Here is a 20,734-nt window from a genome sequence, read left to right as displayed (position 1 = left end):
ACATGCCATTGACGCTCGTAACCGGGGGCACTGGACATCTGGGCCAGGATATCGTCGATCGCCTCGTCTCCTCCGGGCATCGCATCCGCGTTCTGGCAAGAACGCCGGGTCCTCGATCAGATGTCGAATGGGCAGTCGGTGATCTCGCCACAGGCGCCGGGCTGCCGGAGGCGCTGCACGGTGTCGACACCGTCATCAATGCAGCGACCTACTCGCCGATCGCGCGCCGGGGCGGCTTCAGGCCGGTGGATTTCTTCAGCTCGCCTTCCGCCGTCGACGTCGAGGGCACCGAGCGGCTTTTGTCACTGTCGCGCGACCAATCCATCCGGCACTTTCTCCACGTCTCGATCGTCGGCCTCGATGAGGCGACGTTGCCCTATGCCCGCGTCAAGCTCGCCGGCGAAAAGCTCGTCCGCAGTTCGACGCTGTCATGGTCCGTCGTTCGCGCAATGCCGTTCTATTACCTGCTCGACAAGCTGCTGGCCCGCCAGGCCTGGCTTCCGGCGTGGCCCATGCCGACGACGGTGTTCAACCCGGTCGATACGTCTGATGTCGCCGACTACGTCGTGACCTGTGCCTTCGATGGTGCGCGTGGAGCGCGAGCGGAGATCGGCGGTCCCGAAGATCTCAGCCTTACCGAGTTTGCGCGCCAGTATCAGCACGCGCGTGGTCTCCACCGGAAGATCTTGCCGATATCATTGTCGGAAACGCGAGCCCGCGGCATGGGCTTTGTCGTCAGCCAGGGCGTGCGCGGCAAATTGTCCTGGGCGGGCTGGCTGCGCCGGCAATATCCGGACGTTCGCCGCGCGGCGTGATGCCGCGAGCGCCAGAGCGTGATGAAATCAGGTCCTGTTGCGTCCGCAAAGTCGGTGCGCTCCCTCTCCCGCTTGCGGGAGAGGGTCGGGGTGAGGGTGGTTCCGCAATGAGACTCCCAATGCCGAGAAAGCCTCAACCCGGCGCTTCGCCATAGCCGAGGCGTCGCCTCGGCGTCTCTTATGAGGACGGCCGCCAAAGGCGGCCTATGCCTTCCCCGCAAGCGGGAGAGGTTGGGCGAGCCCGCGGCTCGATCGATTCAACCTAAAGGCATTCCGCACTATTGCAGCGGCGGATCGCCGCTCGTGCGCTTCTTGGCGAGATCCATCTCGGTGACGGCGATCAGGATTTCGGCGCGGGTCTTGAGGTCGGGCGCTTCCAGCATCGCCTGCTTTTCCGCGGGACCATAGGGCGACATCATCGCCAGCGCATTGACCAGCGCCTCGTTGGGTGCGCTCTCGACGCCTTCCCAGTCGACCTTGAGGTTGTTGGCCTTCAGGAAGTCGGCCAGCGCCACCAGGAGCGCCTCGCGATTGACCGCGTCCTCGCCCTTGCGCGCGGTGAAATCATCGGTGAAAGCGAAGAAGTCCACCTTGCACTGCCGGTAGGATGTCAGCACCTCGAGCTCCTGGACCACCTTGAAGCGCGCAATCCCGGTGAGCTCGAGGATGTAGCGGCCGTCGCCGGATTCGGCGAGCTGAGTGATGCGGCCGACGCAGCCGACATTGAACAGCACCGGCTTGTCCGAGTTCTTCGGCGAATGCGCCACATCAGGCTGGATCATGCCGATCAGGCGATGGCCATCGCGAAGTGAGTCGTCGACCATCGACAGATAACGCGGCTCGAAGATGTTGAGCGGCATCTGCCCGCGCGGCAAGAGCAGCGCGCCGGGCAGCGGAAACACCGGGATGATCTCGGGAAGATCGGCGGGCCCGCGATATTCGATATTGATCGGCATACCCGCTCCCCGCTGATCTACATGGCGTCCGTGGCCTTAGAGCATGATCCGGACCCGAAGGGCCGCGTCAGCGCAAAGTGCGAAGCGGCTTTCCCTCGCGACAAACGTGGAATGCGTTTGCGCGGAGATCATACTCAAACAATAAGCCAAAGCGCGATGACGATTTGTCCTAATCTCATCGCACTTTAGGAAAACAGGATCGTCGACAGCCGCTTGCGTCCCTCGACGGTCGCATCGTCCGCGCCGCCCCAGGCCTCGAAGAACTGGATGAGCTGCTTGCGGGCGCCATCATCGTTCCATTTGCGGTCGCGCTTGACGATCTCGAGCAGCTGGTCGGTCGCGGCCGCCCGGTCGCCTTGCGCATTGAGCGCGGTCGCAAGATCGAACCGCGCCTGATGATCGAGCGGGTTTGCAGCGACCTTCTGTTCCAGCTCCGCGACCGGCCCGAGCGATTCGGCCTGCTCGGCAAGATCGATCGCGGCCTGCACCGCTTTCACCGCGGCATCGCCGTGCTTGGACTCCGGGACCATGGCGAGCGTCTGCTTGGCCTGCTCGATGGCGCCCGACGTGACGTAGCATTTCGCAAGGCCTGCGAGCGCGGCGATGTTGGTCGCATCGTGCGACAGCGCCTCGGCATAGATCTGCGCCGCGGCCGCCACGTCGCCCTCGGCGAGCACGGCGTCTGCTTCCTTCACGATCTCTGCGACATTGACCTCGCCCGGCGCGGTGACGCCCTTGGTCAGGCGTTCGATGAAGGCGTTGACCTGGCTCTCGGGCACCGCGCCCATGAAGCCGTCGGCCGGCTGGCCGTTGACGAAGGCGATCACGGCCGGGATCGACTGGATGCCCATCTGGCCCGGAATCGCCGGATGCTGGTCGATGTTCATCTTGACCAGCTTGACCTTGCCCTTGGCCGCCTTGACGGCCTTTTCCAGCACCGGGGTGAGCTGCTTGCACGGGCCGCACCACTCCGCCCAGAAGTCGATCAGCACCGGCTGGCGCTTCGATTCCTCGATGACGTCCTTGACGAAGGTCTGGGTGGTCGTGTCCTTGATCAGATCGGGCGCAGCCTGGCCCGCCGCTCCGTTGCCCTGGTCAATGATCGTCACAGGAGTCCCCTCGTCTGATGTCCGGAAAGGCGGCTCTTTAGCACGACGCCGTCCCATATGCTGCTGTCCCGGCTCCTAAATTGGGCCGGGACGGCCGAATTTCAATCCATGGTGCGTGATTCGGTGGTTCCTGGGCGTTTCGGGTCGCTTTCGACCCGATTCGGGGCTCATTTAGGTCTCCGAAAGCGAATAGATGCCGCCGGTAGCTGTTGCATTCGCCGCCCGCTTTTGGCATACGACAGCCGTTGCCGGCGCGTCACGCGACCGACACAGGACGCGGGTGTAGCTCAGTGGTAGAGCACGACCTTGCCAAGGTCGGGGTCGAGGGTTCGAGCCCCTTCGCCCGCTCCAATTTCTCCCAGCGTCAAGCCTGACAGGACCGGATCGCCGTCTGGCGGCTCCGTCCGGGACGCACGTTGGACGTGAGAATGACAATTCTGGTCACCGGCAGCGCAGGCCACCTCGGGGAAGCGATTCTCCGGACACTTCACGCGCGCGGGTCTACTGTGCATGGGGTTGATTTGAAGAAATCGGAGTTCACCGATCAGGTGGGCTCGATCACCGATCCCGGCTTTGTGCGGGCCGCGATGGCGGGCGTCACCGCCGTCATTCACACCGCCACCCTGCACAAGCCGCATGTCGCCACGCATTCCAGGCAGGACTTCATCGACACCAACGTTACCGGCACGCTCAACCTGCTCGAGGCCGCCGCTGAGGCCGGCGTGAAGAGCTTCGTCTTCACCAGCACCACCAGCGCGTTCGGCTCGCAGCTTCGGCCCGAGGCGGGGAACGCCGCCGTCTGGGTCACCGAGGATCTGCCCTCGGTGCCGAAGAACATCTACGGCACCTCCAAGCTGATGGCGGAGAATCTGTGTGAGCTGTTCTTCCGCGAGCGCGGGCTTCCCGTCATCGTCTTGCGAACCTCGCGCTTCTTTCCGGAGGAGGACGACGATGCGGCCGCGCGGGAGAATTTTGCGACCGAGAACGCGCAGGCCAACGAGCTGCTTTATCGCCGGCTGGATATAGCGGACGCTGTCAGCGCCCACCTCCTCGCCGACGAGCGCGCTACCAGCATCGGCTTCGCGCGCTACATCGTCTCGGCGACGAGCCCGTTCACGCAAAGCCACCTCGTCGCCCTGGCTGAGGACGCCGCGCGCCTCGTGCATACGCTCTATCCCGATTGCGCAAAACTCTACGCGGCGCGGGGCTGGCGCCTGTTTCCGACCATCGACCGCGTCTACGTCAACGATCGTGCGCGCCGCGAGCTGGGTTGGCGGCCCGCATTCGACTTTGCCCATGTGCTGAGCAGCCTGCGGAAGACTCGCGATTTTCGCAGCGAGCTGGCGCGTCAGGTCGGCTCAAAAGGTTATCATGACACGGTCTTCGAGCGCGGGCCTTATCCCGTAGTCTCATAATTCTCATCGCGTGCACGCGAGCGCTGCCTGCCAAATAGCCGCTTGCTTCATGATTCCGCGTTGCAGCGAGAACGCGCGCACGCGCATGCCATGCATGCGGAGAAACTCTCTCTCAATTTTTATTGAGGCTGATCGCGATGTGCAGCGCATGCTTCTCAGCGCTTGCAGATGTGCTAACCTTTTTGAGTCTGCCTCTGTCGACAGACTCCGAACTTCGCCTCTCGAATAGCAAAACAATAACGGTGTGGCCGCCACGGCCGCCTTAGGGGAGTGACGCGATGAAATCCATATTCCATCGATCCATCTTTGCGTTTGCGGCGGTTGCCCTGCTCGCGGGGACAAGCGTCGTGAATGCGCAGCAGCAGCAGGACAAGAACCGGGCGCTGAAGAAATACGAATCCGGCACCAAGGAATTCTGGACGCATCCGCCGGATGACTGGTTCTTAGGGGATGAGACCGAGGCACAGAAGGGTCTTGCGCCCCCATCGGGCCCGCCGACCGGCGCGTCCGAAGCCGAGCTCGCCAACATCGTGAAGAAGATCAAGCTGCCGGCCGGCTTCAAGATCGAGGTCTGGGCGCCTGGCGTTCTCGCCGCGCGGCAGATGGCCTGGGGCGACAAGGGCACGCTGTTCGTCGGCTCGTTCGGCCTCGGCAACGTCTATGCGATCAAGGACAATGGCGGCAAGCGCGAGGTCAAGACCGTCCTCAAGGGTCTGAACATGCCGACCGGCCTCGCCTTCAAGGACGGCGCGCTCTACGTCATCGCCGTCGACAAGCTGATCCGCTACGACAACGCCGAAGCCAACCTCGACAATCTCGGCCAGGGCAAGGTCGTCTATGACGACATGCCGTCCTATGCCGCGCATGGCTGGAAGTACATCGCGACCGACAAGGACGGCTGGTTCTTCCTGCCGTTCGGACCGCCCTTCAACGTCGGCATTCCGCCGACCAGCGTCTCGCAGATCCGGCGCGTCGATCCCAAGACCGGCAACGCCGAAGTCTGGGCGCTTGGCGTCCGCAATTCGGTCGGCGGCGACGTCGATCCGCGCAGCGGCAAATACTGGTTCACCGAGAACGCGCGTGACTGGGTCAGCGACGATCTGCCGTCAGACAAGCTGAACATGATCTCGAAGATCGGCGAGCATTTCGGCTATCCCTATTGCCACCAGGGCGATCTGCCGGACCCGAAATTCGCGATGGGTCACAAGTGCTCGGAGTTCACGCCGCCCGTGCTGAATCTCGGCGCGCACGTCGCTCCGCTCGGCATGAAGTTCTATACCGGCGACCAGTTCCCCGCCGAGTACAAGAACAACATCCTGATCGCCGAGCACGGCTCCTGGAACAGGCACAAGTACCAGGGCGCGCGCATCGTGCGCGTGATCGTCGGGCCCGACGGCAAGAACCCCAAGCAGGAGGTGTTCGCCTCCGGCTGGCTCGAAGGTGACCAGGGCTATCTCGGCCGTCCCGACGACATCATCCTCGCCAAGGACGGCTCGATCCTCGTCGCCGACGACTGGGCCGGCGCGATCTATCGCATCAGCTACAGTAAGAAGTAGCGCGACGTGAACATGAGGCTGCGGTTGCCTGGAGGCCGCCGCAGCCTTTCGTTTGAAGTTACACGCTCGTCATTCCGGGGCGATGCGGAGCATCGAACCCGGAATCCCGAGATTCCGCGTTCGCCCTTCGGGCGCCCCGGAATGACGAGCAAATCGGAATCTCGTCATGCACCGGCAACCTGTTTCGCGCGCACTCAGCGCGCTCGCTTTTTCGATCGCAGCGCTCGTCAGTCTTCCCGCTTTTGTCGCGCACGCTGCCGACGTCAAGGAGAAGGCCGCGGTCTGCGCCGCCTGTCACGGCGACAAGGGCATCTCGCAGACCGAGAACATCCCCTCGCTCGCCGGCCAGCCGGATCAGTTCCTGCAGTGGCAGCTCGTGTTCTTCCGCGCCGGCTCGCGCAAGAACGAGCAGATGCAGCCGATTGCGGAAGAGATCGCCAACGAGGACATCCGCAGTCTCGGTGCCTATTTTTCGCAGCTCACGCCGCCGAAAGTCCCGGAGGACAAGGATCCCGACCTGTCGAAGAAAGGCAAGGAAGCAGCTAGCGGCCGCCGCTGCGCCTCATGCCACACCGACAGCTATGCCGGCACCAAGGCCGTCGCCCGCCTTGCCGGCCAGCGTGAGGAATATCTGGTGAAGGCGCTGCACGACTACAAAGCCGGCCAGCGCGTCGGCGGCGGCGTCGCCGCCATGGCCGACATCGCCTATTCGCTCAGCGAGGAAGAGATCACCGCGCTCGCGCATTACCTGGCGCATTTGCAGTAGCGGAGAACTGTAGCCGCCAACACCGGCCGTCGTGCCGGGGCGCGCGATGCGCGAGCCCGGGACCCATAACCACAGGATCGAGTTTGACGAAGACTCGTGGTTACCAGCTCGCGCCATAACCAATCCCTGTGCTATCGCGACGAGCGCAAGCGCTCGCGCGGGGGTCCCGGATCTGCGCTCCGCTTCGCTACGCTTGTCCGGGACGACGGGGATGTGTGGGGCGAGCTAGCTACCCCACGCGCTGCTTCTCATACGCCTTCAGATGCGTATAGGCGATGCGCAGTTTTGGCACCGGCACTTTCGCAGTATCGGCGCGCGCGATGAGGTCGCCGATGATGTGATCGGCCTCGACCGGCAGGCCCGCCTTGATGTCGCGGAACATCGACGCGGTCATCGGGGAACCTTCGGTGGTGATCAAGCCCTTGACCCGCTCGAAGAACGGGCCGCCGGGCGCATAGCCCGCTGCGGTCGCAGTGGCGCTGGTCTCGTCCAGCATCCCTAAGAGAAAATCCTTGCCACCGGGCACCGCCAGGATGTTGCCGACGGAGGTACGCATCAGGCTGGTCGACGCCGCGAGCGAGGAGAGGAAAACCCACTTCTCCCACATGTCCTGCATGATGTTGTGGCTCGCGCTCGCCCCGGCGATGCCGCTGGTGAAGACTTCGTCGATCGCCCTCACACGCGCCGACAGTTTCCCGTCGCGCTCGCCGTAATTGATCGCCTGCATCGGCTGGAGCTGCACCACCTCGCGCTTCTCGTTCAGCGTCGCGGCGATGGCGCAGAGCCCGCCGAGCACGCGCTCGGCGCCGAACTTCTGGTCCAGCACGTCGAGATGCCGCATGCCGTTGAGCACGGGAATGATCGTGGTGTTCGGCCCGACCGCCGGCGCGAACGATTTGATGGCATCGTCGAGGTCGAACGCCTTGCAGCTCAGCAGCACGACGTCGAACTTTTCGGCGAGCTTGCCCGCCTGCACCGCCGGCGGGTTCGTCAGCGTCGCATCGCCGTTCGGGCTCTTGATGACGAGGCCGGCGCTCGCAAGCTCGCTCGCGCGCCGCGGCCGCACCAGAAAGGTGACATCGCGCCCGGCCTGCAGCAGCCTGCCACCAAAATAACCGCCGATGGCGCCGGCGCCGACGACGAGAATGCGCATGCGGGTGCTCCGTTTGTTCTTGCTCTTTTTTCGCCGTCGTCATGTTTTTCGCCAGGACGACACCGGGGAGATACCTCACTTCGCTCGTTGGGTCAGAATCACTTTCCCGACACCATCTCCTCGACCTCGCGCAGCTGCTCCTTGCCGAAGAACATCTCGTTACCGACGAAGAATGTCGGTGAACCGAACGCGCCGCGCGCGACGGCCTCCTCGGTATTCTTGATCAGCCTTGCCTTCACATCGGGTTCTTGGGCACGTGTGAACAGCTTCTGCGCATCGAGGCCTGACGAGGTGATCGCCTTCATCGCGACTTCCGGATCGTCCATCTTCTTCGGCTCGCGCCACATGTGATGAAATGCGGCTTCGACATATTGTTCCAACACGCCTTCGAGCTGGGCCGCGATCGCCGCGCGCATCAGGTTCAGCGTGTTGACGGGGAAGAACGGGTTCCAGACATAGGGCTGCACGTGGAAGCGTTTGAGGAAACGCTCGGTCTCGACAGCCTGGAATTCGCGCTTGTTCTTGATGCCGGCGAGCGTCTCGGCCGGCGATTTGTTGTTGGTCGCCTTGAAGATGCCGCCGAGCAGGATCGGCACATACTCGAATTTCACGCCGATCCGCGTCTCGATCGCGGGGATCGCCTCATGGCTGAGAAACGCATTGGGACTGCCGAAATCGAACAGGAATTGTGGGGCCGCGCGCGTCAAACCGTCCTCCCGTGAGCTCGCTTTGCGCACATTGTGGCGCAGCGCGCGCGGCAGGTCCACCCGTTTCATGATGGCCATAATACTACTTTGATCGGAGGCGCCTTCTGCCTACGCGCGGTCGCTGCTTGCGAGTTTCACGACGTGGTCGCGGATGTCGGCGGGCCAGTCGGCGATCTCTGCCGCAAAGCGCCGGCGATCGCCTGCGAACAGCGCGCGCGAGGCCTCCTCGAAATGCGCGAGATTGCCGGCCATCGCCGACATGAAGTGGTAGGTGGCATCGCGCGCCTGCCGCTCGCGGTCGCGATCGCCGCGGGCACGCCGCGCCTCGTCGACGAGCTTGCGCAGCGCGACCGAGGCGCCGCCCGGCTGCGCGTTGAGCCATTCCCAGTGCCGCGGCAGCAGCGTCACCTCGCGCGCCACCACGCCGAGTCTGGGCCGGCCGCGGCCGCGCGGCGCACTCGGCAACTCAATGTGCCCGTCGGATTGCGCCGGCGCGATCGTCGGCAGGCGGGCCAGCACTTCCTGGTCGTCGCCGCGCAGGTCGAAATCGACCGCCCGCCCGCTCAAGTCACTGAAGATCACGATCGGCGAGCCCGCCCACGCGTCCGCGCGCTTGACCGCCAGGACCACGTCCGCGATCGGCCCGGAGGCCAGGCGCCGCTGGCCGACAAAGGCTGTGAAGGTTACCTGCATTGAAATCACTGCGAAATCTGACACGATGGCCCGCTTAATATCCGGGTAAAATAGAAGCGTCAATATGCCCGGGTAAAAATAACGACCGTCCGGCTCGACATTCGCCCGCCGGGCTGGCACGAACGCGCCCGAGACCAGCGGGGGACCTCAAATGCTGACCGTTCATCATCTCAACAATTCACGCTCGCAGCGCGTGCTGTGGCTGCTCGAGGAGCTGGGCGTGCCGTACGAGATCGTGCGCTATCAGCGTCAGCCCGACATGCGCGCGCCGAAGGAGCTGCGTGCGATCCACCCGCTCGGCAAGTCGCCCGTGATCACTGACAACGGCAACACCATCGCCGAATCGGGCGCGATCGTCGAATACCTCGTCGGCACCTATGGTCAGGGACGCCTGATTCCGCCGCCGAACACGCCGGAGCGGCTGCGCTACACCTATTGGCTGCACTATGCCGAAGGCTCGGCGATGCAGCCGCTGCTGCTCAAATTGCTGTTCACCTTGATGCCGAAGCGCGCGCCGGCGCTGCTCCGTCCGCTGGTGCGCAAGGTCTCGAACCAGGCGCTGACCGCGCTGGTCAATCCGCAGATCAAGCAGCACATGGATTATTGGGAAGGCGAGCTCGGCAAGACCGAGTGGTTCGCCGGGCCCGACTTCACCGCGGCCGACATCCAGATGAGTTTTCCGCTGGAAGCGGCGCAAGCGCGCGGCGGCCTGGAGCAGGGCCATCCCAAGGCGATGGCGTTCCTCGAGCGCATCCACGCGCGTCCAGCCTATCAACGCGCGCTGGAGAAGGGCGGGCCGTACCAGGTCGGGCGGTAGCGTCGTTCCCATCGTCATTCCGGGGCGCCCGCGTCCTTACGTGGGCGAACCCGGAATCCCGAAGTTGTGGCGCGTGATTCCGGGTTCGATGCTCAAACCATGAAAGTTATTGCCCCTCCGCCGCAGCGCCCCGCGTGCGCGGGTCGGGTGCGCCGAACGGGCCGTTCGGCGTCACCGCGATCGAGTTGGCCGAGGTCTGGCCCATCGGCTCGACGACGAGGTGACCCATCGCCTTCAGCTCGAACAGCACGTCGTCAGAAAAGCCGCGCTCGACGCGCACTTCATCCGGCAGCCATTGGTGATGCAGCCGCGGCGCTGCAACGGCGGCGGCGACATCCATATGATAATCGAGCACGTTGACGATCACCTGGAGCACGGTGGAGATGATGCGGCTGCCGCCGGGCGAGCCCGTGACCAGCACCGGCTTGCCATCCTTCAGTACGATGGTCGGAGACATCGAGGACAGCGGCCGCTTGCCCGGCCCTGGCAGATTGGCCTCGTAGCCGACGAGGCCATAGGCATTGGAGGCGCCAACCGCCGCGGTGAAATCGTCGAGCTCGTTGTTGAGCAGCACGCCGGTGCCGTCGGCGACCAGGCCGACGCCATAGCTGAAGTTCAGCGTATAAGTGTTGCTCACCGCATTGCCGCGGCTGTCGACGACCGAGAAATGCGTGGTGTTGCTGCCTTCGCGCGGCGGCGTCGCGCTCGCCACGATCTCGCTCGCCGGCGTGGCGCTGTTGGCCCTGATGCTGGCGCGAAGTTTAGCCGCATAGTCCTGGGCGATCAGGGTCTCGATCGGCGCCTTGACGAAAGCGGGATCGCCGAGATAGCGCGCGCGATCGGCATAGCCGCGCTTCATGGCTTCGATCAGCAGATGCAGCGAGGCCGGCGAGCCCTGCTTCAGATCGGAAAGCTGAAAGCCTTCCAGGATGTTCAGCGTCTCCACCAGCACCACGCCGCCCGACGAGGGCTGCGGCATCGAGACGATGTCGAAGCCGCGATAGCTGCCGCGCACCGGCTCGCGGATCACGGGCCTGTATGTCTGCAGATCCCCTGATGTCATGATGCCGCCAGCATCGGTGACGGCCTTGGCGAGCTTGTCGGCGACCGGTCCCTCGTAGAATCCGCGCGGACCCTGGGCGGCGATGGTCGACAGTGTCTGCGCCAAATCGCCCTGCACCAGCCGGTCATTCTCTTGCAGCGGCGTGCCGTCCGGTCGCGAGAAGATTTTCGCCGATGCCGGCCAGCGCGCAAATCGCTTGTGTGCGCCCGGCAAGGTGTCGGCGATGTCGTCGCTGATGACGAAACCGTCGCGCGCGAGCGCGATCGCGGGCTCCAGCAATTGCGCCAGCGTGAACTGGCCGGAGCCGTATTTCTCGAGCGCCAGCGACAGTCCTGCGACCGTGCCGGGCACGCCGATGCCGAGCGCGGAATCGCGCGACTTCGCGATATCGGGCTTGCCGTCGGCGCCGAGGAAGATGTCTGATGTGGTCGCAGCTGGTGAGGTCTCGCGATAGTCGATCGCGACGTCTTCCTTGCGGTCGGCGGAATGGATCACCATGAAGCCGCCGCCGCCGATATTGCCCGCGCGCGGATAGGTCACGGCCATGGCGAAACCGGTCGCGACCGCGGCGTCCACCGCGTTGCCGCCGCTCCGCAGGATGTCTGCGCCGATCTGTGCGGAGATTCTCTCCTGCGCCACCACCATGCCGTGCTCGGCGGCGATGGCGTGAACGGTGCCGAGTGCGGGCGGTTCATAGATGCGGCGCGCATCCTGAGCGCGCGCTGGAAACAGGCTGATACCTAGAAGCGTGAGGGCAGCTACGACTTTTCGTCGTGTCAGGACAAACGACATCATCAAAATTTCGCCGTGTCTTGTTTCTGTCGTGTCTTGCCGTCACTCCACAGCCGTCACGGCAATGCTATACCGTTTGCGCCAAGAGAGGCAAAACTGTTCGTGATAAGGAATGCTGATGACGACGATCGCCTCTGACACCGATATGGCCGATAAGGAGCGGACCTATCCGCCGCGCGTTGCCGTTGTCAGTTGGATCTTCTTCGACTGGGCTGCGCAGCCCTATTTCACCCTGATCACGACGTTCGTCTTCGCGCCCTATTTCGCCACCAGCGTCGCGCCCGACCCTGCGACCGGACAGTCGCTGTGGGGATTTGCGATGGCGGCAGCCGGCATGGTCATCGCCCTGCTGTCGCCGGTGTTAGGCGCCGTTGCGGACGCCGCGGGCCGCCGCAAGCCCTGGATTGCTGCTTTCGGCGCCATACTGGTGCTGGGCTCCTCGGCGCTCTGGATCGGCAAGCCCGGCGATCCCACCATCATCCCGCCGCTGCTTGCGGCCGTGGCACTCGCGAGCGTTGGCGCGGAGTTCGCGACAGTCTTCAACAATGCGATGATGCCGACACTTGTGCCGCCGGAGCGAATCGGCCGCCTCTCCGGCAATGGCTGGGCCACCGGCTATGTCGGCGGCATCATCAGCCTGATCATCGTGCTCGGCTTCCTCGCCGCGAACCCTGAGACGGGGCGCACGCTGCTTGGTTTCAAGCCGCTGTTCGGGCTCGATCCGGCCATGCATGAGGGCGATCGCATCACCGGACCGCTGACGGGACTCTGGTTCATCGTGTTCGTGACGCCGATGTTCCTGTTCACGCCGGACTATCCCGCCAAGCGGCCGGTGCGCGCGGCGCTGCGCGCAGGACTCGCGCAACTGAAGCAATCGCTCGGCGAACTGCCGCGGCAGAAATCGCTCGCGATCTTCCTGCTCGCGAACATGATCTACACCGACGGCCTGGTGTCGCTGTTCGCCTTCGGCGGCATTTATGCCGCCGGCACGTTCGGCTGGCACACGATCCAGATCGGCACCTTCGGCATCATCCTGGCGATCGCCGGTACGTTCGGCGCGTGGCTCGGCGGCAAGCTCGATGATCTCTTGGGACCGAAGCGCGTGATTGCCATCAGCATGCTGATCCTGCTGCTGTCGCTCGCCGCGATCCTGCTGGTCGACAAGGATTCGATCTTGTTCATCAGCGTCGCGCCGCCCGAGCCGGGCGGCGCCCTGTTCGCGGGCGCGGCCGAGCGTGCCTACCTCGTGCTGGGCTGCCTGATCGGCGCCGCTGGCGGCCCGCTCCAGGCCGCCTCGCGCACGCTCCTCATTCGGCTGGCGCCAAAGGACCGCATCGCGCAGTATTTCGGCCTGTTCGCGCTCACCGGAAAGGTGACGTCCTTCATCGGCCCGCTGCTGATCGGCGCAATCACGGCCGGGACCGCGAGCCAAAAAGCCGGCATGGGCGTGCTGGTGGCGTTCTTCGCCGCCGGGCTCGCGCTGTTGACGCGGGTGAGGGAGCCATGATTTCTGCAGTCGTCCCGGCGAAGGCCGGGACGACTCGTGGAGAGTTAATGCCGGAAGTGCCGCGTCCCCGTGAACACCATGGCGATGCCGTGCTCGTCTGCGGCCTTGATCACCTCGTCGTCGCGCACCGAACCGCCGGGCTGCACCACGGCAGTGGCGCCGGCCTCGATGCAGGCAAGCATGCCGTCGGCGAACGGGAAGAACGCATCAGAGGCCACGACCGATCCCTTGGTGAGCGGCTCGGCGAGCTTCAGCTCGTTCGCCGCATCTTGCGCCTTGCGTGCCGCGATCCGCGCTGAATCCACCCGGCTCATCTGGCCCGCGCCGATGCCGACGGTGGCGAGATCCTTGGCGTAGATGATGGTGTTGGACTTGACGTGCTTTGCCACGCGGAAGGCGAACTTCAGGTCGCGCATCTCGGCGTCGGTCGGCGCGCGCTTGGTCACCACCTTGAAGGTCATGTCGTCGACCACGGCGTTGTCGCGGCTCTGCACCAGCAAGCCGCCGGCAACGGTCTTGGCGGTGAGACCCGCCGAACGCGGGTCGGGCAGGCCGCCGGCGAGCAGCAGGCGCAGATTCTTGCGCGCGCCGATGATGGCGATCGCTTCCTCGCTGGCATCGGGTGCGATGATCACCTCGGTGAAGATCTTTGTGATCTCGCGCGCGGTGTCGGCATCGAGCGCGCGGTTCATCGCGATGATGCCGCCAAAGGCGGAGGTCGAGTCGCAGGCCAGCGCCCGGCGATAGGCGGTGACGAGATCAGAGCCTTCCGCGACGCCGCAGGGGTTGGCGTGCTTGACGATGACGCAGGCCGCGGTGCGCTTGGCATCGAACTCGCCGATACACTCATAGGCCGCGTCGGTGTCGTTGATGTTGTTGTAGGAGAGCTCCTTGCCCTGCAGCTGCCGCGCGGTCGAGACGCCCGGCCGCTTGTCGGGCGTCGCATAGAACGCCGCGGTCTGGTGCGGGTTCTCGCCATAGCGCAGGGCCTGGATCAGCTTGCCGCCGAAGGCGCGGTAGTCGGGCGCATCGATCTCGAGCTGCCGGTTGAACCAGTTGGAGATCGCGGCATCATAGGCGCCGGTGCGCGCATAGGCCTTTGCGGCGAGGCGCCGGCGCAGCTTCAACGTGGTCGCACCGTTGTGGGCGGCGAGCTCGTCGAGCACGGCCTGGTAATCCTGCGCCTCGACGACCACGGCGACGTCGTCATTGTTCTTTGCGGCGGCGCGGATCATCGCGGGACCGCCGATGTCGATGTTCTCGATGCACTCTTCGAACCCCGCGCCTTTGTCGACGGTTGCCTCGAACGGATAGAGATTGACGACGAGCAGATCGATCGGCGCGATGCCGTGCGTCTTCATCGCGTCCGCATGTTCCTTGTTGTCGCGGATCGCGAGCAGGCCGCCATGCACCTTCGGATGCAGCGTCTTGACGCGGCCGTCCATCATCTCGGGAAAGCCGGTCAGCTCGGAGACGTCCTTCACCTTGAGGCCGGCGCTCGCAATCGCCTTGGCGGTGCCGCCGGTCGACACCAGCTCGACGCCATGGGCGGCAAGCGCCCTGGCGAACTCGATCAGACCGGTTTTGTCGGAAACGGAAAGCAGGGCGCGGGTAACGCGGCGGGGATGGTCAGTCATCGCATCAGTCATGGGCAAGATCCTCTGTGTCGGGAGTACCTATGCCCAGGCGCGCGGCAGATAAATCCCGCGCTTCCCGATGGTGCTCCATCCAAGGTCGCCAGTCGCGCGAGCGGGTGCTCGGTACCAGCTTTCGGTGCTCTTCACAACGGCTAGATAGGCGTGGGCCGCGCGCGTTTACAGCGGAAGTTCCGGCTCGCGCCGGGCGTTGCGGCGGGCATTGGTGACTTGGGGCGAAGCCGTGGAGCGGACAAAGCTCCAGCGGATCGAGGGGGCCTGGCGCGCGTCCTGCCGGATCACGATCTGCGCGGTGCGGCGCGGGCCGTCCTTGCCGGCCAGGAACACGCTGTCCTCGAGATCGACCTTGTCGTCCAGTGCTTCAAAGGTCCAGACCTCGCGGTTCGGCAGCACGAGCATCACGCCGCGGGCATCCGACAGCCGGCTCGCCTTCACCGCCGGATGCAAATGGAAGCGCAGCGCGAAATCGGTACCCGCGCCCTTCAGGCGTCCGCCCTGCGGCGGCGACAGCGTGTCCTCGCCGTCGAGCCGCGTGCCGTCATTGGCGACCATCACCACGCGCCGGTGGATCACACCGAACTTGGCGAGATAGCCGTCATGCGACGTCGTCAGCAGCGTGCCGTTCTGCACGACCTCGCGATAATTCTCGACCATGGCCGGCCCGCTGGTCACAGGCGCGCCGTGCAGCAGCTTCTTCATCGCCGACAATCCGACGAACTGGCATGATGATGTTTCGTGATAGGTGAGCGTCGAATGCGCCGCGGTGCCGCGCGCGAATGGCCGCCAATTGTCGCGTCCCGTCGTCGGCATGCCGCAATTGGTCACGATGCGGCTCGTGCCCGAGGACAATTCGAACGACAGGCAGCCGGCATGGGCGTCGTGGCTGACATTGGCCGGCGGCGGGGCACCGGTATCCATGATCAGCGTCAACGCTCCGGCATCGAGGCGCTGGAAGCCGGTATGCGGCATGGTCGCCATCGGCGCGCCGTGGGTGTCGTCATAGGCGAGCAGCGTGGCGAGCAGATCCGACGACGTCGCGCTCATGCCGTTGAACAGCGCAAAGTTGCCGTCGCCGTGCCGGAAGAAACGCAGCATGGGCATCATGCGGTCGATCGCGTTCAGCAGCGCCGGCGGTGGCGCGATGTTGCGCGCCGCGAAGGTCTGCCGCAGCGGCAGCAAATCGATCAGGAGCTCGATCAACGCGCCGGGATTGCGGCAGACGTGTCCGCCGTCGGGGAGGATCTGCCGCTGTAATTCATCGGATAGCTTGCGCGACGCGCTGCGGATGTGGCGCGCCTGGTTGGCAAGGCACAACGAGGCGTAGCAGAGCGCGATCAACACTTGCAGCCGCGGCACCCCGTCCGGGATGTCGACCATGGTGAAACGCAGATAGCGGATCTCGCGCGTCAGCGCCCGCAGGTAACGACGATAGAATTTGTTGTCGGTGTCACCAAGCACCAGCGGCGCCTGCGACAGCAGCGAGATCACGCGCCGCGCCAGCACGTCGGCGCGACGAGCCACGGCGCGTCGCTTGTTGGCGGGATTGGAGATCCAGTCCTCGATCAGCGCGCGGGCGTTGGCCCGCGTCAGCGCGGTGTCGGCAGCGCGCAAGTGACGCAGCCAACCGAAGCCGAGCAGGGCGACCTCCCAGTCTTCCGACGGCGGCTCGAGATCGAAGATCGAGCGGCCGTGGCAATTGACGATCTTGCCGGCGAACACGAAGCGCCCGGCATAGATCTCGGCCGCGCGCGTGGCGTCTGCGGTGCGCAGGTCGTGCGGCGCGATGATCAGCCGGTCGGTGCGGCCTGGCCAGAGCCGCGACACCGCCACGGAACCGCCGCTCGCGCGCGCAAGCATGTTCCGCGCGAAGCGGTTCATGACCAGCGTCGAGATGCGTCTGCGTTGAGCGACCGACACGCCTTGCCTTGAAGGGGGAGAGGATTCCTGACGAATCCTTTTAATCCCAAAATCCGCCGGCTGACACCACCTTGAAAGGTGGCGAATCAGCATCAGTGGCGCAAAATCCGGTGCAAAATCAGGATTTAACGAGCCGGGCAGCGAAGAATCCGTCGAGCCCGCCGAGCCTTGGGTCGGCGTTTGGCAGGTGGCTCGGCAGGGTGCGCAGGTCGCCCTCAGTGGTAATGATCTCACTGAGCCCAAAGACCTCGGACGGCTGGATCGGCACGCGGCGCAGCGCCGGCTCGGCGGCCAGCAGCGCGGCGATCGCGTGCTCGCCTTCCTCGGGCTCCAGCGAGCAGGTGCAATAGACCAGCGTTCCACCGGGCTTGAGCAATGAGACGGATTTCAGCAGCAGGCGCTGCTGAAGCGCCGTGAGCGCCGCGATATCGGACTCCTGGCGCAGCCAGGCCACATCGGGATGGCGGCGGATCGTGCCGGTCGAGGTGCAGGGCGCATCGATCAGGATGCCGTCAAAGCCGTGCTGCGGTCCGGCCCATTCCACGGCGTCGGCGACGACGGTTTCGGCCTGTAGCGACAATCGGGCGAGATTTTCGCGCAGCCGTGCCACGCGCGCCGGCGAACGGTCTACCGCGACGACGTTCGCGCCGGCGAGCACCAGTTGGGCCGTCTTGCCGCCGGGAGCGGCGCAGAGATCGGCGACGGATTTGCCGGCGATATCGCCGAACAGCCGGGCCGGCAATGCGGCTGCGGCGTCCTGGACCCACCATTGGCCTTCGCTGAAGCCGGGCAGCATGGTCACCGAGCCGTGCAGCAGCGTGCGCACGGTTCCGGTCGGCAGCACCTCGCCATGCAGGCGGCTCGCCCATTGCGCGACATCCGACTTCATCGTCAGATCGAGCGAGGGCTCGTGGCCGAGCGCAAGCGCCATCTCGCGCGCGGTGGCCTCGCCATAATGCGCGCTCCAGCGCGCAAGCAGCCAGGGCGGCAGATCGAGCGATTGCGTCGCGACTTCCTCCACCAGCGCCTTGCCCTCGCGCGCACAGCGGCGCAGCACGGCGTTGACGAGGCCGGCATAGCGCGCGGCTCGACGATCGGATTGCACCAGGCGGACCGAGAGATCGACGGCCGCGTGATCGGGAACATCCATCCAGAGAATTTGCGCAGCGCCGATCAGGAGCGCGCTTTGCGCGCGCGGCGCCTCGCCGGGGATGCCCTTGTCGAGCAGACGCGACAGCACGTGGCCGAGCGTGCCGAGCCGACGCAGGACGGTTGCCACCATGCGCCGCATCAGCGCGCGGTCGCGATCGGCGAGCGTCTTCAGCCCGGGATGGGCGCCGCCACCGTCGAGCTGGTCGTCCAGCGTACGGTGCTTATGCAGGACACCGTCGACGATGTCGGCGGCGATCCGCCGCGCCGCAAGACCAGGCACTTCGGAGGGTGGAGCAAAACGTTGAGATGGCATGCGGTGGTAAGGTTCTGAGCGAGCGGCAGTTCCGCCGGTATGGGCGCATGCCTGAAGAAGCGCATCTGTGGCACGCGAATATGCCAAATGTAAGAATCGGCTCTGGTTTTTTCAGCCCTGCATGTCGATCTCTGCCCTATGCGCGGCGTTTTTTCCGATCGCGCGCGGCGCGTCCCTGGGCTAGGAAGCCAGAGATGAACGACACTCCGTCCAGCCCTCCCCAGCGCAAGCCGCTGACGCCGGCCGCGCAGCGCGCGCTGGCGGAAGCCGAGGCACGCCGGCAGGCCGCCGCGGCCAATGCCGAAGCCGCACCAAAAGAATTGCAGGGGCCGAAGGGTCCCGAGCCCACGCGCTATGGCGACTGGGAGCGCAAGGGCATCGCCTCGGATTTCTGAGACCGGGTGGTCTCTTGCAGGCTCGCCCGACTCAGCCCTAGCGTCGGCTGATGTCTCCCCGCGACCGAATCAATCCGTATCGGCCCTCGTTCAGTGGCGCACCGTTTGGCCGCCGCTTCGCGGGCTTGCTGCCGTGGATGTTCGTGGTCGTTGTCATAACCGCGGTCGTGCTCATCTACCGGCATGGCACCAACTGGCCCGTGCCGCATGCCGGTGACGAACGGGCGCAGGACGCCGAGATCATCCTGCAGCAGGCAGGCAATCCCGACATTCGCCAGTCGGTTGATGTCATCCGCACCATCGACGGCGACACATTTCTCGCACGCGTGCATCAGCGCGACGGGCGGGATCTCGTCGCACGGGTTCGCCTGCGCGGCATCGATGCGCCCGAAATGAAGGCGTCCTGTCGGGAAGAGTTGGACAAGGCCGAAGCTGCCACCGATGCGCTACGCCATCTGCTCGGCCAGGGCGGCATTGTGATCTACAATCTTGGCCCAGAGAAATACGGGCGCATTCTCGCCGATGTTGCCACCAAGCGCACGCCCAACGTCTCGGCCGCGCTGCTCGCGGGCGGTTATGCGCGCAGCTACAATGGCGGTCATCGCGAGGGCTGGTGCGCGCGCAGCTGGCGCTTCTGGCAATGAAAAAAGCCGCGTCAAGACGCGGCTTTTCGTCTTGAATCGGTTGGTTCTCAGCGCGTGACGACCACCGTCGTACCGACGGAGACGCGGCTGTAGAGATCGCTGATGTCGTCGTTGAGCATGCGGATGCAGCCATAGGAGACGAAGCCGCCGACCGAGCCCGGTACGTTGGTGCCGTGGATGGCGTATTCACCGCCGGCCAGCGTCATCGCCGCGACGCCCATCGGATTGCGCGGCGAGCCGCCCGGGATCACGTCGGGCATGTTCGGCTTGTCACGCTTCACTTCGGCCGGAGGCGACCATGCCGGGTTGCGGTACTTGCCGTCGATGCGGGTGGTGCCGGCCCACTGCTTGCCGGACTTGCCGACGCCGACCGGGTAGCGCATGGCGTGCTCGCCATCGAGGATGAGATAGAGCCGGCGCTCGTTGGTTTTGACCACGATGGTGCCCGGCGAATATTCGCCACCGTGCAGCCCCACCATTTCCGGCCGTGCCTCGGCCGCCGTCGACATCAATATCCCTGCCCCGATGGTGGCGGCGAGCGCCACCGCAATCCTCATCGACATCACTTGCTTCCTTATCCGTTGCCCCGAACGGGTCGTCCAAAAAATGCACGCAAAACCCGGAAATCGCCCGCTCGCCCACGCATTCTTAACCGCGCGCGTTAACCGGATGGTTTCCACGCGCCGCGCCTTGGGTCCAGCCAGCACGGGGAACAAAGGAAAAGTTCGAATTAAAGTAAATGACCGGAAAACAACACTCGGCGGGAAACATACGGCCGCGCCGGCGCGCGCCCTGACAAGTGCGTGAGGGTGTTGGGTTTTGCCGGAATCAAATGGCTTCGGACTGGAAGCAGTCGCGTGTCTCCCGGACGCGGCGCGGCATGGAATGACGCGACGCAGAGCCGGGACCCAGTGTTGGGGATGGATAGGCCCCGGCTCTGCAGCGCACCGCTGAAGAAGCGCTGCGCTGCGTCCGGGGCACGAGAGCGTTCTTACGCCGAGGTCTGCTTCTTGTTCTGGCGGTTCTTGACGAGGTCGTCGACCACGGCCGGATCGGCGAGCGTCGAGGTGTCGCCGAGGCTGCCCGGCTCGTCCTCGGCGATCTTGCGCAGGATGCGGCGCATGATCTTGCCGGACCGCGTCTTGGGCAGGCCGGGCGCGAACTGGATCTGGTCGGGTGAGGCGATCGGGCCGATCTCCTTGCGCACCCAGGTCACGAGCTCTTTGCGCAGGTCCTCGGTCGGCTCGACGCCGGCCATCAGGGTGACATAGGCGTAGATGCCCTGGCCCTTGATGTCGTGCGGGAAGCC

At 65.0% G+C, this 20,734-nt stretch carries 19 protein-coding genes, 1 tRNA gene and 1 riboswitch; of the genes, 9 read left to right on the top strand and 11 right to left on the bottom strand.

Features of this window, described 5'->3' with window-relative positions:
- Positions 1-2 precede the first annotated feature (2 nt).
- Positions 3-815, top strand: coding sequence for an SDR family oxidoreductase (locus Q2941_RS23770; protein ID WP_458193901.1), 813 nt, complete (start codon positions 3-5; stop codon positions 813-815).
- Between the two features lie 278 nt (positions 816-1,093).
- Here Q2941_RS23770 and Q2941_RS23765 read toward each other — a convergent pair whose 3' ends face one another.
- Complete coding sequence (locus Q2941_RS23765) at positions 1,094-1,771, bottom strand: LON peptidase substrate-binding domain-containing protein (RefSeq protein WP_027525067.1); 678 nt, start codon at positions 1,769-1,771, stop codon at positions 1,094-1,096.
- 185 nt (positions 1,772-1,956) lie between these two features.
- On the bottom strand, positions 1,957-2,880 hold the full coding sequence (gene trxA / locus Q2941_RS23760; RefSeq protein ID WP_458193900.1) for a thioredoxin: 924 nt from the start codon (positions 2,878-2,880) through the stop codon (positions 1,957-1,959).
- Between the two features lie 276 nt (positions 2,881-3,156).
- Between trxA and Q2941_RS23755 the strand changes: the two genes are divergently transcribed.
- The 4 genes from Q2941_RS23755 (at position 3,157) to Q2941_RS23740 (ending at position 6,617) form a co-directional block, all read left to right on the top strand.
- A tRNA-Gly gene (locus tag Q2941_RS23755) sits at positions 3,157-3,231 on the top strand.
- A gap of 77 nt (positions 3,232-3,308) precedes the next feature.
- Complete coding sequence (locus tag Q2941_RS23750; protein ID WP_027525065.1) at positions 3,309-4,295, top strand: NAD-dependent epimerase/dehydratase family protein; 987 nt, start codon at positions 3,309-3,311, stop codon at positions 4,293-4,295.
- A gap of 278 nt (positions 4,296-4,573) precedes the next feature.
- Complete coding sequence (locus Q2941_RS23745) at positions 4,574-5,851, top strand: PQQ-dependent sugar dehydrogenase (RefSeq protein WP_027525064.1); 1,278 nt, start codon at positions 4,574-4,576, stop codon at positions 5,849-5,851.
- 166 nt (positions 5,852-6,017) lie between these two features.
- Entirely contained in the window at positions 6,018-6,617 is a 600-nt protein-coding gene (locus Q2941_RS23740; RefSeq protein ID WP_458193899.1) for a c-type cytochrome, read from the top strand.
- Positions 6,618-6,846: 229 nt separating this feature from the next.
- Here Q2941_RS23740 and panE read toward each other — a convergent pair whose 3' ends face one another.
- The 3 genes from panE to Q2941_RS23725 all read right to left on the bottom strand — a co-directional run bounded on the left by panE (position 6,847) and on the right by Q2941_RS23725 (position 9,170).
- Positions 6,847-7,770, bottom strand: a complete 924-nt coding sequence (gene panE, locus Q2941_RS23735; protein WP_458193898.1) for a 2-dehydropantoate 2-reductase — start codon at positions 7,768-7,770, stop codon at positions 6,847-6,849.
- 98 nt (positions 7,771-7,868) lie between these two features.
- Positions 7,869-8,477 carry a 2-hydroxychromene-2-carboxylate isomerase gene (locus Q2941_RS23730; RefSeq protein WP_027525061.1) on the bottom strand — a complete coding sequence of 203 codons (609 nt, stop codon included), beginning with the start codon at positions 8,475-8,477 and terminating at the stop codon, positions 7,869-7,871.
- A gap of 108 nt (positions 8,478-8,585) precedes the next feature.
- Positions 8,586-9,170: a DUF2239 family protein gene (locus Q2941_RS23725; RefSeq protein WP_458193897.1), complete on the bottom strand. Its 585-nt coding sequence runs from the start codon at positions 9,168-9,170 to the stop codon at positions 8,586-8,588.
- 151 nt (positions 9,171-9,321) lie between these two features.
- Here Q2941_RS23725 and Q2941_RS23720 point away from each other — a divergent pair, with 151 nt between their 5' ends.
- Complete coding sequence (locus Q2941_RS23720) at positions 9,322-9,987, top strand: glutathione S-transferase family protein (protein WP_027525059.1); 666 nt, start codon at positions 9,322-9,324, stop codon at positions 9,985-9,987.
- Between the two features lie 106 nt (positions 9,988-10,093).
- Here the strand turns inward: Q2941_RS23720 and ggt are convergent, their stop codons facing one another.
- Entirely contained in the window at positions 10,094-11,845 is a 1,752-nt protein-coding gene (ggt, locus tag Q2941_RS23715) for a gamma-glutamyltransferase (RefSeq protein ID WP_458193896.1), read from the bottom strand.
- A gap of 115 nt (positions 11,846-11,960) precedes the next feature.
- On the opposite strand from ggt, the gene Q2941_RS23710 reads away from it, so the two are divergent.
- Positions 11,961-13,349 (top strand): MFS transporter, encoded by a 1,389-nt coding sequence (locus Q2941_RS23710; RefSeq protein WP_027525057.1) that lies wholly within the window; start codon positions 11,961-11,963, stop codon positions 13,347-13,349.
- 44 nt (positions 13,350-13,393) lie between these two features.
- Here Q2941_RS23710 and purH read toward each other — a convergent pair whose 3' ends face one another.
- From purH to Q2941_RS23695, 3 genes are all read right to left on the bottom strand, one after another.
- Positions 13,394-14,986, bottom strand: coding sequence for a bifunctional phosphoribosylaminoimidazolecarboxamide formyltransferase/IMP cyclohydrolase (gene purH / locus Q2941_RS23705; RefSeq protein WP_458193923.1), 1,593 nt, complete (start codon positions 14,984-14,986; stop codon positions 13,394-13,396).
- 36 nt (positions 14,987-15,022) lie between these two features.
- A riboswitch (ZMP/ZTP riboswitch) is annotated at positions 15,023-15,104 on the bottom strand.
- A gap of 59 nt (positions 15,105-15,163) precedes the next feature.
- Positions 15,164-16,882 (bottom strand): heparinase II/III family protein, encoded by a 1,719-nt coding sequence (locus Q2941_RS23700; RefSeq protein WP_458193922.1) that lies wholly within the window; start codon positions 16,880-16,882, stop codon positions 15,164-15,166.
- 157 nt (positions 16,883-17,039) lie between these two features.
- A complete protein-coding gene (locus Q2941_RS23695; protein ID WP_458193895.1) occupies positions 17,040-18,386 on the bottom strand; it encodes an RsmB/NOP family class I SAM-dependent RNA methyltransferase in 1,347 nt (448 codons plus the stop codon).
- 194 nt (positions 18,387-18,580) lie between these two features.
- Between Q2941_RS23695 and Q2941_RS23690 the strand changes: the two genes are divergently transcribed.
- Positions 18,581-18,781: a DUF1674 domain-containing protein gene (locus tag Q2941_RS23690; protein WP_027525053.1), complete on the top strand. Its 201-nt coding sequence runs from the start codon at positions 18,581-18,583 to the stop codon at positions 18,779-18,781.
- Between the two features lie 50 nt (positions 18,782-18,831).
- Positions 18,832-19,425, top strand: a complete 594-nt coding sequence (locus Q2941_RS23685) for a thermonuclease family protein (RefSeq protein WP_027525052.1) — start codon at positions 18,832-18,834, stop codon at positions 19,423-19,425.
- 47 nt (positions 19,426-19,472) lie between these two features.
- Here the strand turns inward: Q2941_RS23685 and Q2941_RS23680 are convergent, their stop codons facing one another.
- Together Q2941_RS23680 and Q2941_RS23675 are read right to left on the bottom strand one after the other, a co-directional pair.
- Positions 19,473-19,988: a L,D-transpeptidase gene (locus Q2941_RS23680; RefSeq protein ID WP_027525051.1), complete on the bottom strand. Its 516-nt coding sequence runs from the start codon at positions 19,986-19,988 to the stop codon at positions 19,473-19,475.
- A 428-nt stretch (positions 19,989-20,416) separates the two neighbouring features.
- The coding region (locus tag Q2941_RS23675) for an AMP-binding enzyme (protein WP_458193894.1) at positions 20,417-20,734 on the bottom strand (318 nt) is incomplete at its 5' end.

It is taken from the genome of Bradyrhizobium sp. UFLA05-153 (assembly GCF_054185185.1).
This window is presented reverse-complemented; position numbering and strand designations above follow the sequence as displayed.

What these genes read in the sequence shown, in the direction of transcription:
- Q2941_RS23750 (WP_027525065.1), top strand. Translation starts at nt 3,309, where the DNA reads ATGACAATTCTGGTCACCGGCAGCGCAGGCCACCTCGGGGAAGCGATT.
- Q2941_RS23765 (WP_027525067.1), bottom strand. Translation starts at nt 1,771, where the DNA reads ATGCCGATCAATATCGAATATCGCGGGCCCGCCGATCTTCCCGAGATC.
- Q2941_RS23685 (WP_027525052.1), top strand. Translation starts at nt 18,832, where the DNA reads ATGTCTCCCCGCGACCGAATCAATCCGTATCGGCCCTCGTTCAGTGGC.
- Q2941_RS23720 (WP_027525059.1), top strand. Translation starts at nt 9,322, where the DNA reads ATGCTGACCGTTCATCATCTCAACAATTCACGCTCGCAGCGCGTGCTG.
- Q2941_RS23695 (WP_458193895.1), bottom strand. Translation starts at nt 18,386, where the DNA reads ATGCCATCTCAACGTTTTGCTCCACCCTCCGAAGTGCCTGGTCTTGCG.
- Q2941_RS23745 (WP_027525064.1), top strand. Translation starts at nt 4,574, where the DNA reads ATGAAATCCATATTCCATCGATCCATCTTTGCGTTTGCGGCGGTTGCC.
- Q2941_RS23680 (WP_027525051.1), bottom strand. Translation starts at nt 19,988, where the DNA reads ATGTCGATGAGGATTGCGGTGGCGCTCGCCGCCACCATCGGGGCAGGG.
- purH (WP_458193923.1), bottom strand. Translation starts at nt 14,986, where the DNA reads ATGACTGACCATCCCCGCCGCGTTACCCGCGCCCTGCTTTCCGTTTCC.
- ggt (WP_458193896.1), bottom strand. Translation starts at nt 11,845, where the DNA reads ATGATGTCGTTTGTCCTGACACGACGAAAAGTCGTAGCTGCCCTCACG.
- Q2941_RS23725 (WP_458193897.1), bottom strand. Translation starts at nt 9,170, where the DNA reads ATGCAGGTAACCTTCACAGCCTTTGTCGGCCAGCGGCGCCTGGCCTCC.
- Q2941_RS23710 (WP_027525057.1), top strand. Translation starts at nt 11,961, where the DNA reads ATGACGACGATCGCCTCTGACACCGATATGGCCGATAAGGAGCGGACC.
- Q2941_RS23700 (WP_458193922.1), bottom strand. Translation starts at nt 16,882, where the DNA reads ATGAACCGCTTCGCGCGGAACATGCTTGCGCGCGCGAGCGGCGGTTCC.
- Q2941_RS23770 (WP_458193901.1), top strand. Translation starts at nt 3, where the DNA reads ATGCCATTGACGCTCGTAACCGGGGGCACTGGACATCTGGGCCAGGAT.
- panE (WP_458193898.1), bottom strand. Translation starts at nt 7,770, where the DNA reads ATGCGCATTCTCGTCGTCGGCGCCGGCGCCATCGGCGGTTATTTTGGT.
- Q2941_RS23740 (WP_458193899.1), top strand. Translation starts at nt 6,018, where the DNA reads ATGCACCGGCAACCTGTTTCGCGCGCACTCAGCGCGCTCGCTTTTTCG.
- Q2941_RS23690 (WP_027525053.1), top strand. Translation starts at nt 18,581, where the DNA reads ATGAACGACACTCCGTCCAGCCCTCCCCAGCGCAAGCCGCTGACGCCG.